Consider the following 14,036-nt stretch of genomic DNA (forward strand, 5'->3'; position numbering starts at 1 on the left):
CGGTCACACCCTGACCACTTTCCAGAATTGAGCCGCGTAGATCGGCATCAGCGGATGCTGGATAAGCGCAACCAGCGCCGCCGCCATCGCCAGGAGGCAAAGGGGGGCCAGCCAGCGCAATCGCGACAGCGGCAGCCAGCGGGTGAGGCGATCGGCCTGGCGTTTATCGGTTCGCAACCAGCGCCATCCAAGCCAGCCGGCCAGCCAGCCCAACAGGGCCACGCCTAACAGCAGGCCACGGAATTGCCCGGAGTGCTGTCCGTCTGGGATATTAATAGCCACCCCGGCCAGGATGCCGGGCATAAAATACGCAGGTGGCCAGGTGAGGCAGCCGATAACATTGGGCAAGGCGAATTTCAGGGGCGGCAGGTCCAGCATCCCGGCCACCATCGGCACCAACGGCCGGGTAGGGCCGATAAACCGGCCGGCCAGGATCGTCAACACGCTATGCCGGTGCAGGGCATGTTCGATTTTATTCAACGTGGCGCGGTTTTTTTTCAGGAAAGACCAGCGTTTCAGCGATTTTTTACAGCCATGGCCGATAACATAGGAAATCCAATCGCCAAGAAAGCATCCGATAATGCCGGCCGCCCAGGCGGGATAAAATCCCATCGCGCCGCTGCCGATAAGCGCGCCCAGCGTCGCCATCATCACCGTACCCGGTAATAACAGCCCGACAAAAGCCAGGGATTCAAGAAATGCCACCAACGAGACGGCAAAAAGCGAAAAAGCCAATGACTGCGTAACCCAGTGTTCGAAAAAAGCCAGCATAACCCCCTCAGGTTTCTATAAGCCGATGGATTGTCAGGGCTAGAAGGCCCGCCGGTCAACGTAACAATTGTATGAAGATTTGGCTGCGCTTGTCCGGACGCGGCGCAACTGGACAAATACTGTATAAATAATCATAATTATCAGGTTGCCCGAGATAAGGCGACGCTTCATTTACTTTAACCGGATATCCAGACGCCATGCCAGACCAATCCCTGCCCGGCCAGGGTTTTGTCCTTACCCGCCACTGGCGGGATACTCCCGACGGCGCCGTCATCGATTTCTGGCTGGCGACCGATGGCGGCGCGCGGAAAATCAGCCTGCCGCCGCAGCAAGCGGTGGCGTTTATGCCCGCGGAGTGCCTGCCGCGCGCGCAAACCCTGGCGGCCGCCATCCCCGGCTGCGAGCTGCGTCCGCTGGCGCTGCGTGACTTTCATCGTCGCCCGGTGGTCGGCGTTTACTGCCGGCACTATCGCGATTTAGGCCGGCTGGAAAAACGGTGCCACGAGTCCGGCATACCGCTGTATGAAGCCGACATTCGCCCACCGGAGCGTTATCTGATGGAGCGTTTTATCACCGCCCCGGTCTGGTTTGACGGCCATGTGCAGGAAAACGGCGTTATCACCCACGCGCGGCTTAAGCCGTCGCCTGATTACCGGCCCGCGCTGAAACTGGTTTCGCTGGATATTGAAACCAACCGTTTTGGCGAACTCTATTGCATCGGTCTGCAAGGCTGCGGGCAGCGGCGGGTTTATATGCTGGGCGAGCCCCCGGCCGCCGGCGCCGGGTCGTCCGGATTCCTTGAATACGTACCCACCCGCGCGGCGTTGATCCAGTGCCTGAACCAGTGGTTCGCCGACCATGACCCCGATGCCGTTATCGGCTGGAACCTGGTGCAGTTCGATTTACGTATCCTGCAAAAACAGGCGGAACGCTACCATCAGCCTTTGCTGCTCGGGCGCGGTGGCGCGGCGCTGGAATGGCGCGAACATGGCGCCAAGGCGGGACATTATTTCGCCAGCGCCGCCGGCCGCCTGATTATCGACGGCATCGAGGCGCTGAAATCCGCCTTCTGGCAGTTTTCCTCGTTTAGCCTGGAAAACGTGGCGCAGACGCTGCTGGGCGAGGGAAAGGATATCTCGACGCCCTACCAGCGCATGGACGAAATCGACCGGTTGTACCAGGAAGATAAGCCGGCGCTGGCCCGCTACAATCTCAAGGACTGTGAGCTGGTGACGCGTATTTTTGACCATACCCGCCTGCTGGCGTTTCTGCTGGAACGCGCCACCGTCACCGGGCTGGCCGCCGATCGCAGCGGCGGATCGGTGGCCGCGTTTACCTGGCTCTACTTGCCCAGAATGCACCGGGCGGGTTTTGTGGCGCCCAATCTTGGCGATGTACCGATGCAGGCCAGCCCCGGCGGTTATGTCATGGATTCCCGCCCCGGCCTGTACGACTCGGTGCTGGTGCTGGATTATAAAAGCCTTTATCCCTCTATTATCCGCACCTTTCTCATTGATCCGGTGGGGCTGATCGAAGGCATGGCCGGGGACGCGCCGGACGGGACGGTCGCGGGTTTTATCGGCGCGCGCTTCTCCCGCACCCATCACTGCCTGCCGGACATCGTTCGGGAGCTTTGGCTCGGGCGCGAGCGGGCGAAACGGGAAAATAACCGGCCCTTATCGCAGGCGTTGAAAATTATCATGAACGCTTTCTACGGCGTGCTAGGCGCGCCCGGCTGCCGTTTTTTCGACGCCCGGCTGGCCTCCTCCATTACCCTGCGCGGCCATGACATTATGCACCGCACCCGCGAGCTTATCGAAGCCCGGGGTTATCCGGTAATCTACGGCGATACCGACTCCACGTTTGTCTGGCTGAAGCACGCCCACGATAGCGAAGCGGCCAATGCCATCGGTCAACGCCTGGTCAGCGATATCAATCAATGGTGGCAAACGCACCTGCGCGACACCATGGGGCTGGAAAGCGCGCTGGAACTTGAGTACGAGACACACTTCACCCGTTTCCTGATGCCTACGATTCGCGGCGCGGAGCTGGGCAGCAAAAAACGTTATGCCGGCCTGGTACAGGACGACAAGGGCGAACGCATGGTATTTAAAGGCCTGGAAACCGTGCGCAGCGACTGGACGCCCCTGGCCCAGCAGTTCCAGCAACAATTGTATGAGCGCATCTTCCAGCGCCAGCCGTATCAGGATTTTGTCCGCGATTATGTCCGCCGCACCCTGTCCGGCGAGCTGGACGCCCTGCTGGTGTATCGCAAACGCCTGCGGCGCAGGTTAAGCGAATACCAGAAAAACGTGCCGCCCCAGGCCCGCGCGGCGCTTATCGCCGATGAGTATAACGCCCGTCACGGCCGGCAGCAGCAGTACCAAAACGGCGGGTGGATAAGCTATATCATGACCGCCCACGGTCCCGAGCCCCTGGAAATCCGGCAAAGCGTGCCGGACTATAATCACTACCTGGCCAAACAGCTCCAGCCGGTGGCGGATGCCATCCTCCCCTTCCTGCGCGATGACTTTGCTACGCTTATATCAGGTCAGATGGGACTGTTTTGATGCGAAAGTGATGGATTGGTAGGTGACGAAGCGACACTCATCCATTAACATAGCGCCTTTTCAGACCTCAGCATCACTCTTGCCGCATTTTTCACCGCCGTGGCACCAGGCCGCGGTAAGCCGCGCTATTGCCGGTATTTTTGCCTAACATAACACCGAGCCGAGAATTTATGCCTTTTACCTTAGGTCAACGCTGGATCAGCGATACGGAAAGTGAATTAGGACTGGGAACCGTGGTGGCACAGGATGCCCGCATGGTCACCCTGCTGTTTTCCGCTATCGGTGAAAACCGTCTTTATGCCCGCGCGGATGCGCCTATCACCCGCGTGATATTTAATCCCGGCGATACCATCACCAGCCACGAGGGCTGGCAGCTCAGCGTGGAATCCGTGCGTGAAGAAGACGGCCTGCTGACCTACATCGGCACCCGATTGGATAACGGCCAGGCCGATACGGCCCTGCGGGAAGTCCTGCTCGACAGCAAGCTGACCTTCAGCAAACCCCAGGACCGACTGTTCGCCGGCCAGATTGATCGCATGGACCGTTTTGCCCTGCGTTATCGGGCGCGCAAGTTTCACAGTGAACAGTTCCGCCAGGCCTGGAACGGACTGCGCGGCATCCGCGCCAACCTGATTCCCCACCAGTTGCATATCGCCTCCGAAGTGGGACAGCGCTACGCTCCCCGGGTTTTGCTGGCGGACGAAGTGGGCCTGGGCAAGACCATCGAGGCCGGCATGATTATCCATCAGCAGTTGCTCACCGGCCGCGCCGAGCGGGTGCTGATCATCGTTCCCGAGTCGTTGATGCATCAATGGCTGGTGGAAATGCTGCGCCGTTTCAACCTGCTGTTCTCGCTGTTCGATGACGAGCGCTACTCCGAGGCCATGCAGGACAGCGATAATCCGTTTGAAACCGAACAACTGGTGCTGTGCTCGCTGGATTTTGTCCGCCGTAACCACGAGCGGCTGGAAAAGCTGGCCGACGCCGATTTTGACCTGATGGTGGTGGATGAAGCCCATCATCTTTCCTGGAGCGAGGAGGCCCCCAGCCGCGAATATCAGGTCATCGAACAGCTGGCGCGCAGTATTCCCGGGATCTTATTGCTGACCGCCACCCCGGAGCAGCTGGGGCTGCAAAGCCATTTCGCCCGGCTGCGGCTGCTGGATCCCGATCGGTTCCATGACTACCAGGAGTTCGTGGCGGAGCAACAGCGTTACCGCCCGGTAGCCGACGCGGTGACCCTGCTGCTGAACGGCAAGGCGCTGGACAAGGACGCCAAGAACCTGCTGGCCGATATGATAGGCGAGCAAAGCATCGAACCCCTGCTTTCCGTCGCCAATGGCGAGGATGAGCGCGCCCAGGCGGCGCGTCATGAACTGATCGCCATGTTGATGGATCGCCACGGCACCAGCCGGGTGCTGTTTCGCAATACCCGCCAGGGGGTGAAAGGCTTCCCGCGCCGGCTGCTGCATCAAATCAGGCTGCCGCTGCCCGCGCAATACCAGACCGCCATTAAAGTGGCAGGCATCATGGGCGGTAAACTGACGCTGGACGATCGGGCGCGCAACATGCTGTATCCCGAACAGATTTATCAGCAGTTCGAAGGCCAGAACGCCACCTGGTGGAACTTCGATCCCCGCGTCGAATGGCTGATGGATTTCCTGCTGCAAAACCGTCAGGAGAAAGTGCTGGTGATCTGCGCCCATGCCGCCACCGCGCTGCAGCTTGAACAGGTATTGCGCGAGCGCGAAGGGATCCGCGCCGCGGTGTTCCACGAAGGTCTGTCGCTGCTCGACCGCGACCGCGCCGCCGCCTATTTCGCCGCGGAAGATGACGGCGCCCAGGTGCTGCTCTGTTCGGAAATCGGCTCCGAGGGCCGTAACTTCCAGTTCGCCAGCCGGATGGTGATGTTCGATCTGCCATTCAATCCGGACCTGCTGGAACAACGCATCGGCCGCCTGGATCGCATCGGCCAGAACCACGATATTCTGATCTTCGTGCCTTATCTGGAGCAAACGGCCCAAGCGGTGCTGATCCGCTGGTATCATGAAGGCCTGGACGCGTTTGAACATACCTGTCCCACCGGCCGGACGTTGTACGATCAATACTACCAGCAGTTGATCGGCTACCTGGGCGAACCCGCCAAACTCGACGGCCTGGATGACTTTATCCACGCCTGCCGCCGCCAGCACGACCTGTTGAAGCTGCAACTGGAACAGGGGCGCGACCGTCTGCTGGAGCAGCATTCCAACGGCGGTGAACAGGCGCAGGCGCTGGCCGATGCCATCGCCGGCCAGGACAGCGACGCCCAGTTGGTGAATTTCGCGCTTAACTTATTTGATATCGTGGGCATCAACCAGGAAGATCGCAGCGACAGCCTGATCGTGCTGACACCCTCGGAGCATATGCTGGTGCCTGATTTCCCGGGCCTGCCCGAGGAAGGATGCACCATTACCTTTAACCGCGAGCAGGCGCTGTCCCGGGAAGATACCCAGTTTATCAGTTGGGAGCATCCGATCATCCGCAACGGTTTGGATCTGGTATTATCGGGTGACAGCGGCACCAGCGCGGTATCGTTGCTGCGCAATAAAGCGCTGCCGGCGGGCACCCTGCTGGTGGAACTGGTGTATGTGGTGGAGGCGCCCGCGCCGAAAAAACTGCAGTTGAGCCGCTTCCTGCCCGCCACGCCGGTCCGGTTGCTGCTTGATCAGAACGGCAATGATTTGGCCGGCCAGGTTGAATTCGAGCAGTTTAATCGCCAGCTCAACGCGGTGAAGCGTCATACCGCCGGTAAACTGGTCAGCGCGGTGCAGCCGGAGGTGCATAAGCTGTTGCAAAGCAGCGAAGCGCTGGTGGCGAAACAGGCCCAGGTATTGATAGACAACGCCCGGCGGCAGGCGGACGAAAGCCTGAGCGCCGAACTGCATCGCCTGGAGGCGTTAAAGGCCGTCAATCCGGCGATTCGCGAGGACGAGCTGGAGACGCTGGCGTCCAACCGCCAGCAGGTGCTCGAGCAGTTGGACCAGGCAAACTGGCGGCTGGATGCCATTCGCCTGATCGTGGTGACCCATCAGTAAGCATGACCTACCCGGGGCGACGCCCCGGGCAAACCGGAGCAGCATGGAACCCTATAATCCGCCCACCGAACCCTGGCTGCATATCCTGTACCAGGACGCGCATATTATGGCGGTCAACAAACCCAGCGGCCTGCTGTCGGTTCCCGGCCGCCTGCCTGAGCATAACGACAGCGTGATGACCCGGGTCCTGGCGCAATTCCCGCTGGCGCAGTCCGTGCACCGGCTGGACATGGCCACCAGCGGCGTAATGGTCGTGGCCTTGTCCAAGGCGGCGGAGCGGGAGTTGAAACGCCAGTTCCGCGAACGCGAGCCGCGCAAGTCCTATATTGCCAGGGTATGGGGACACCCCGCCCAGGAAGAGGGATTGATTGATTTACCGTTGATATGCGACTGGCCCAACCGGCCGCTGCAAAAGGTGTGCTTTGCCACCGGCAAGGCGGCGCAAACGCAATACCGGGTATTGTCTTATGACGCCGATCTCACCGCGCGGGTGCTGCTGATGCCGGTCACCGGGCGCTCGCACCAGCTGCGGGTGCATATGCAGGCTATCGGTCATCCGATCCTGGGCGATGGTTTTTACGCCACGCCGCAGGCCAAGGCCATGGCCGGCCGGCTGCTGTTGCACGCCCAGGAGCTGGCCATTACCCATCCGGCCTTCCATTCGCCGATTCATTTCCGCTGCGAAGCGGATTTCTGAGCGGCCCGCCGTAATGCATGCGGCGGACGATCAGTGAAACCCTTTCTCGCGCTTAATCAGATCGTAGGCCGCCTGAATGGCCTGCGTTTTCTGCTTGGCCATTTCCATCATTTCCGGCGGCAGCCCTTTCGCCACCAGCTTATCCGGATGATGTTCGCTCATTAGCTTGCGATAGGCGCGTTTGATGACGATGGCGTCGTCGGTACTGTTGACGCCGAGCACCTTGCAGGCGTCCTCAAGCGTGGGACCGCGCTCGCCGCCGGGCCGGTAGCCGCCCTGCGCGTAATCGCCGCCGCCAAACTGCTGGCCGCCCTCCATCATGCTGAGGAACTGATCGAATTGCACCCGCGAGATGCCCAGTTCCTCGGCAATCACATACAGCACCTGCCGCTCGTTGGGATGTAACGATCCATCGGCGAACGCGGCCTGGATTTGGATTTCCAGGAACATCCTGACGAGATCAAAACGCCCGAAGCAGACCTGGCGAAACTCGCGCAGCGACGCGCGCAGCGGAAACTGGCTTTCCTTGCCTTCACGGAAGGCCTGCTGCGCCGCGGTGCGCGCGGCGCCGTCAAGCCGCAGGCGATCCATCATCAGGCTGGCGTTTTGGATATCCGCCTCGGTAACGCGCCCCTTTGATTTGGTAAGATGCCCCATGACCTGAAAGGTGGTGCGGAAAAAGACATTCTGCCGGGTCTGCTGATCGGCGAAAAAACCGCCGCCGCCCCCCCGTGCACCGCGCGCCTTATCAATCATATGGCCAATCAGGAAGCCTAACACCACGCCCCAAAACCCTGCTCCGGATAGAAAACCCAGAATAACGCCCAACACCTTACCCCAATACCGCATATACTCCTCAATTCATCATGCCGTCACTGCAAATTTGCTTTATCATACCTGTCATTTATCGCTGTGCCTAACGGTGCGCGGATAAACGGCAGGATTTAACACTGGCGCAACTCCGGTGAGTGAGATAGTCTCTGACCGTTTGACGGCATGAAGCCCAAGATGACGGAACACCCGAAAAGCATATGAAGAAACGTTTCCCTACATTGCTGGCCAGCCTGATCTGGTCGGCGCTTTATAGCCATCATGCGTTGGCGGATTTTGCCGATCAATGCATGCTGGGCGTGCCTGCCTATACCAAGCCGCTGGTCACGGGCGACCCGAATCAACTGCCGGTGCATATCCAGGCGGACCATACGACGGCCAATTACCCGGATAACGCGCTGTTTACCGGCAACGTGGACGTGGAACAGGGCAACAGCACGCTCAATGCCAAACAGGTGGAGCTACAGCAGACACAGTCCGGCCAGCAAGACCCGGTGCGTACCGCCACGGCCACCGGCGACGTCCATTACAGCGATAACCAGATCAAACTCAATGGACCTAAGGCCTGGTCAAACCTGAATACCAAGGACACCGACGTTTACCAGGGCGACTACCAGATGGTGGGACGCCAGGGACGCGGCGATGCCGATACCATGAAAATGCGCGGCCAAAACCGCTACACGGTCTTGGAAAACGGCACCTTTACCTCATGCCTGCCCGGGGACGACAGCTGGAGCGTACAAGGCTCGGAAGTCATCCACGACCGTGAAGAACAGGTGGCGGAAATCTATAACGCCCGCTTTAGGATCGGCAAGGTGCCGGTGTTCTACAGCCCTTACCTTCAGCTGCCGGTGGGCGATAAGCGCCGTTCCGGCTTCCTGATCCCCAATGCCAAATACGGCACCAAGAGCGGTTTTGAATTTTCCGCCCCCTATTACCTGAACCTGGCGCCAAACTACGACGCCACCATTACGCCGCATTATATGAGTAAACGCGGCACCCAGTTGCAAAACGAATTCCGCTACCTGACCGCGCCGGGGATGGGCCTGGTGCAGTTCGACTGGTTGCCCAGCGATTCGGAATACGCCACCGATCATCCCTCCGACAGCAATACCGACCGCTGGATGCTGTACTGGCGGCACAACGGCGTGATGGATGACGTCTGGCGTTTCAACGTCGATTATACCCGTGTCAGCGATCCCTATTATTTTACCGATCTGACCTCGCAGTACGGTTCCACTACCGACGGCTACGCCACGCAGAAATTCAGCGTCGGTTATTCCGACGAGAACTGGGACGTCACCCTGGCCAGCAAGCAGTTCCAGATATTCTCTAATTTCGGCGACAGCAGCGCCTACCGCGCGGCGCCGCAGCTTGACGTCACCTATTACAAGAACGATGTCGGCCCGTTTGATACCCGCATCGTCAGCCAGGCCGCCAAGTTTACCAGCGTCAGCAGCAATAACCCCGAGGCCACGCGGCTGCATGTCGAACCGACCATCAGCCTGCCGCTGGCCAACCGCTGGGGCAGCCTGAACACCGAAACCAAGCTGATGGCCACCCATTATCAGCAGGACAATCTCGATACTTACAATACCAATAATCCCGACAGCCGGCTGGATGGCACGGTCAACCGGGTGATGCCGCAGTTCAAGACCGACGGCAAAATGATTTTTGAACGGAATATGGACTGGGCGCAGGATTATACCCAGACCCTGGAACCGCGGGTGCAATACCTGTATGTGCCCTACCGCGACCAGAGCAATATCAACGTGTACGATTCCACGCTGCTGCAGACCGACTATACGGGCCTGTTCCGCGACCGCAGCTACAGCGGCCTCGATCGCATCGCCTCCGCCAACCAGGTATCGGGCGGCGTCACCACCCGGCTTTATGATGACGCCCTGGTTGAACGTTTTAACGCTTCGCTGGGTCAAATCTATTACTTTACCCGTCCGCGCACCGGTTCGACCAACAGCAGCCTGGATCAGGATGCCGAAACGGGCAGCGTCGTCTGGGCCGGCGACACCTTCTGGCAGATCAATAACCAGTGGGCCGCGCGCGGCGGCGTACAGTATGATACCCGGCTGAACAGCGTGGCGCTGGGCGACGCGGTCTTGGAATACCGTCGCGACGATAACCGGATGGTTCAATTGAACTACCGTTATGCCAGTCCCGAATATATCCAGGCCATGTTGCCCAATATTTCGCATCCGGGCTATCAGCAAGGGATCGCGCAGATTGGCACCATCGCCAGCTGGCCAATCCGCGACCGGTGGTCGCTTGTCGGCGCGTATTATTATGATACCAAGGCAAGCCAGCCCGCCGAACAGCTGATTGGCGTGCAGTACAACACCTGTTGTTGGGCGGCGACGGTGGGCTACGATCGCAAGATCACCAGTTGGAACTACAACAGTAACACCAGTAATTACGACAATGCCGTGACGTTTAATATACAACTGCGCGGTCTGAGCAGCGATTACGGTCTCGGTACCGACAAGTTGCTGGGTTCCGGCATACTGCCGTACCAACGGGCGTTTTAAGGCCGTTTCAGACCAGCGAACGTTAATCTAGAATCCGCGAATGCGGCTGATATAAATGGAAAAGTTATGAAAAACTGGAGAACGCTTATTCTCTGCATGGCGATGTGCGCCGGAACCGCGTTCGCAGCGCCCCAAGTGGTGGACAAAGTTGCTGCCGTGGTCGATAACAGTGTCGTTCTCGAAAGTGATGTGGACGGACTGCTGCAATCAGTGAAACGCAATGCCCAGGATGCAAAACAGCAGTTGCCCGATGACGCGACGCTGCGTCGTCAGATTATCGAACGTTTGATCATGGACAATATCATCCTGTCCATCGCCCAGCGCAATAACGTTACCGTCACGGACGAACAGCTGACCCAATCCATTACCAACATTGCCGCGCAAAATAAAATGACGCTGGATCAGTTGCGCAGCCGCCTGGCCTATGACGGCATCAGCTACGACACCTATCGTAAGCAAATCCGCAAGGAGATGCTGATTGCCGAAGTGCGCAACGGCGAAGTACGCCGCCGCGTGACCATCCTGCCGCAGGAAGTGGATTCCCTGGCCCAGCAGATTGCGGCGCAAACCGGCAACGGCGCGCAATACAATTTAAGCCATATCCTGATCCCGCTGCCGGAAAATCCGACGCAGGAGCAGGTGGATAAAGCGGAAGCCATGGCCGGCTCGCTGGTGCAGCAAATCAAGGGCGGCGCCGATTTCGGCAAGCTGGCCATCAGCTACTCAGCGGATCCGCAGGCTTTGAAAGGCGGCCAAATGGGCTGGGGCAAGCTGGAAGAATTACCGAGCCTGTTCGCTGAACGCCTGCAGGGAGCGCCCAAAGGGGCGGTTATCGGTCCGATCCGCTCCGGCGTCGGCTTCCACATCCTGAAGGTCAACGATATCCGCGGCGGCGATGAAAAGGTCTCGGTCACGGAAGTCCATGCCCGGCATATCCTGCTGCGCCCGTCGGTGGTCTTGACCGACCAGCAGGCCGAAGCCAAGCTTAACGAGGTGCTGGCGCTGATTAAAAGCGGCAAGACCGATTTCGCCGCCCAGGCCAAACTGCTGTCACAGGACCCCGGCTCCGCCAACCAGGGCGGCGATCTGGGCTGGGCCGCTCCACAGGCTTACGATCCCGCGTTCCAGGACGCGCTTATGCGCCTGAAGAAAGGCGAAATCAGCCAGCCGGTGCATTCCTCTTTCGGCTGGCATCTGATCCAGTTGCTCGACACGCGCCAGGTTGACCGTACCGACGCCACCAAAAAAGATCAGGCCTATCGCCTGCTGTTCAACCGCAAATTCGCCGAAGAATCGCAGACCTGGATGCAGGAACAGCGTGCCGGCGCCTACGTCAAAATCATGGATGGCGATGCGCAATAAAGCGCGGCTGGCGATCACTCCCGGCGAACCCGCCGGGATTGGTCCCGATCTGGTCGCCATGCTGGCGCAGCAGGCCTGGCCGGTGGAACTGGTGGTCTGCGCCGATCCGGATGTCCTGCTCGCCCGCGCGCGCCGCCTCGGGCTGCCGCTGCGGCTTTACCCTTATCAACCGCAGCAGCCGGCGGCGCCGAGGCCTGCCGGCAGCGTCAGCGTACTGGCCATTACCGCCCCCGCGCCGGTTACGCCCGGCGCGCTGGATGTCGCCAACAGCGGCTATGTTGTGGACACCCTGGCGCGCGCCTGCGACGGATGCCTGGACGGCGAGTTTGCCGCCCTGCTTACCGGCCCGGTGCACAAGGGCATTATTAACGACGGCGGTCTGGCCTTTACCGGCCATACCGAATTTTTCGCCGGGCGCAGCCGGCGCGAACGGGTGGTCATGATGTTGGCCACCGAATCGCTGCGCGTGGCGCTGGCGACCACCCACCTGCCATTATCGGCGGTGCCGGCGGCCATCACGGCGCAAACCCTGCGGGAAGTGATCGCCATTCTCGATCATGATTTACGCGCGCAGTTCGGCATTCCCCGTCCACGTATCTACGTCTGCGGCCTGAACCCCCATGCGGGCGAAGGCGGGCATATGGGCCGGGAAGAGATCGATATCATCATCCCCACGCTGGACGCCCTGCGCGGGGAAGGCTATGACCTGGTCGGGCCGTTGCCGGCCGACACGCTGTTTCAGCCCAAATACCTGCAGCATGCCGACGCGGTGCTGGCGATGTACCACGACCAGGGCCTGCCGGTACTGAAATACCAGGGTTTTGGCCGCGCGGTCAATATTACCCTCGGTTTACCTTTTATACGTACCTCCGTCGATCACGGCACCGCGCTGGAACTGGCCGGCACTGGTCTGGCGGAGGCCGGCAGCATCAAAACGGCGTTAAATCTCGCCATTAAAATGATAAATAACCGTAATGAGTAAACTTGTTCACCAGGGCCATCTGGCCCGCAAACGTTTTGGTCAGAATTTTCTTCATGACGGCAATATCATCGATTCCATCGTCTCCGCCATCCATCCCCTGCCCGATCAGGCCATGGTGGAAATCGGCCCCGGCCTCGGCGCGCTGACCGAACCGGTGGCGGAACGCATCGATCATATGACGGTCATCGAGCTTGATCGCGATCTGGCCGCCCGCCTGGCGACGCATCCGTTCCTGAACAGCAAGCTGACCATTGTGCAGCAGGATGCCATGACGGTGGATTTTGCCGAACTGTCGCGACAGCTGGGGCAGCCGTTGCGGGTATTCGGCAATCTCCCGTACAATATTTCCACGCCGTTGATGTTTCACCTTTTCGGCTATACTCAGGCAATCCGCGACATGCATTTTATGTTGCAAAAAGAAGTGGTCAACCGGCTGGTCGCCGGCCCGGACAGCAAAGCCTATGGCCGCCTGAGCGTGATGGCGCAGTATTATTGCCAGATCATTCCCGTGCTGGAAGTGCCGCCGACCTCATTCCGGCCGGCGCCAAAAGTGGACTCCGCGGTGGTACGGCTGGTGCCTTACGCCGAGCTGCCCTACCCGGTCAGCGACCTGCAGGTGCTGGCGCGCATTACCAGCCAGGCGTTTAACCAGCGCCGCAAAACCGTGCGTAACAGCCTGGGTAACCTTTTTACCGCGGAGCAATTAAAGGCGTTGGGCATCGACCCGATCCTGCGCGCTGAAAATATTACCGTGGCGCAGTACTGCCAACTGGCGAACTGGCTGGCGGAGCACCCTTCGCAACAGGAATAACAGGAGCAGCTGTCATGATTAATTCGCCACGCGTTTGTGTACAGGTTCAAAGTATGTATGTCGAGACACAGTCTATGCCCGAACAGGAGCGTTATGTCTTTGCTTATACTATTACCGTACGTAATCTCGGGCGGCATAACGTACAGCTGGTCGGGCGTTATTGGCTGATAACCAACGCCAACGGCAAGGAAACACAGGTCCAGGGCGAGGGCGTGGTCGGCGAGCAGCCGATCATCCTGCCCGGCAGCGAGTTTCAATATACCAGCGGGGCCATTCTCGAAACGCCTTTGGGCACGATGGAAGGCCACTATGAAATGCTGGATCATGAGGGGCAGTCTTTTCGTATTGCCATTCCCGTCTTTCGCTTAGCAATCCCAACACTTATACACTAA

General features: G+C 59.5%; 10 protein-coding genes. 8 read left to right on the top strand and 2 right to left on the bottom strand.

Annotated features, from left to right (window positions below):
* Window positions 1-3 precede the first annotated feature (3 nt).
* A complete protein-coding gene (locus tag ACL2XM_RS17075) occupies window positions 4-771 on the bottom strand; it encodes a DedA family protein (protein WP_410016438.1) in 768 nt (255 codons plus the stop codon).
* Between the two features lie 197 nt (window positions 772-968).
* Between ACL2XM_RS17075 and ACL2XM_RS17080 the strand changes: the two genes are divergently transcribed.
* The 3 genes from ACL2XM_RS17080 to rluA all read left to right on the top strand — a co-directional run bounded on the left by ACL2XM_RS17080 (window position 969) and on the right by rluA (window position 7,115).
* Window positions 969-3,341, top strand: coding sequence for a DNA polymerase II (locus ACL2XM_RS17080; protein ID WP_413731284.1), 2,373 nt, complete (start codon window positions 969-971; stop codon window positions 3,339-3,341).
* 170 nt (window positions 3,342-3,511) lie between these two features.
* Window positions 3,512-6,418: an RNA polymerase-associated protein RapA gene (rapA, locus tag ACL2XM_RS17085; protein ID WP_413722128.1), complete on the top strand. Its 2,907-nt coding sequence runs from the start codon at window positions 3,512-3,514 to the stop codon at window positions 6,416-6,418.
* A 43-nt stretch (window positions 6,419-6,461) separates the two neighbouring features.
* The gene (rluA, locus tag ACL2XM_RS17090) at window positions 6,462-7,115 is read left to right on the top strand and encodes a bifunctional tRNA pseudouridine(32) synthase/23S rRNA pseudouridine(746) synthase RluA (RefSeq protein WP_410016441.1); all 654 of its coding nucleotides are present in this window, start codon (window positions 6,462-6,464) and stop codon (window positions 7,113-7,115) included.
* A gap of 30 nt (window positions 7,116-7,145) precedes the next feature.
* Here the strand turns inward: rluA and djlA are convergent, their stop codons facing one another.
* On the bottom strand, window positions 7,146-7,964 hold the full coding sequence (gene djlA / locus ACL2XM_RS17095) for a co-chaperone DjlA (RefSeq protein ID WP_413722127.1): 819 nt from the start codon (window positions 7,962-7,964) through the stop codon (window positions 7,146-7,148).
* A 182-nt stretch (window positions 7,965-8,146) separates the two neighbouring features.
* On the opposite strand from djlA, the gene lptD reads away from it, so the two are divergent.
* The 5 genes from lptD to apaG all read left to right on the top strand — a co-directional run bounded on the left by lptD (window position 8,147) and on the right by apaG (window position 14,036).
* Window positions 8,147-10,489, top strand: a complete 2,343-nt coding sequence (lptD, locus tag ACL2XM_RS17100; RefSeq protein WP_410016443.1) for an LPS assembly protein LptD — start codon at window positions 8,147-8,149, stop codon at window positions 10,487-10,489.
* A 66-nt stretch (window positions 10,490-10,555) separates the two neighbouring features.
* A complete protein-coding gene (surA, locus tag ACL2XM_RS17105) occupies window positions 10,556-11,851 on the top strand; it encodes a peptidylprolyl isomerase SurA (RefSeq protein ID WP_410016444.1) in 1,296 nt (431 codons plus the stop codon).
* A complete protein-coding gene (gene pdxA, locus ACL2XM_RS17110; RefSeq protein WP_410016445.1) occupies window positions 11,841-12,833 on the top strand; it encodes a 4-hydroxythreonine-4-phosphate dehydrogenase PdxA in 993 nt (330 codons plus the stop codon). Before surA ends, pdxA begins: the two co-directional genes overlap by 11 nt.
* Entirely contained in the window at window positions 12,826-13,644 is an 819-nt protein-coding gene (rsmA, locus tag ACL2XM_RS17115; RefSeq protein ID WP_410016446.1) for a 16S rRNA (adenine(1518)-N(6)/adenine(1519)-N(6))-dimethyltransferase RsmA, read from the top strand. Before pdxA ends, rsmA begins: the two co-directional genes overlap by 8 nt.
* A gap of 14 nt (window positions 13,645-13,658) precedes the next feature.
* Window positions 13,659-14,036 carry a Co2+/Mg2+ efflux protein ApaG gene (gene apaG / locus ACL2XM_RS17120; RefSeq protein WP_410016447.1) on the top strand — a complete coding sequence of 126 codons (378 nt, stop codon included), beginning with the start codon at window positions 13,659-13,661 and terminating at the stop codon, window positions 14,034-14,036.

The organism is Sodalis sp. RH20 (assembly GCF_047324205.1).
GTDB lineage: Bacteria > Pseudomonadota > Gammaproteobacteria > Enterobacterales > Enterobacteriaceae > Acerihabitans.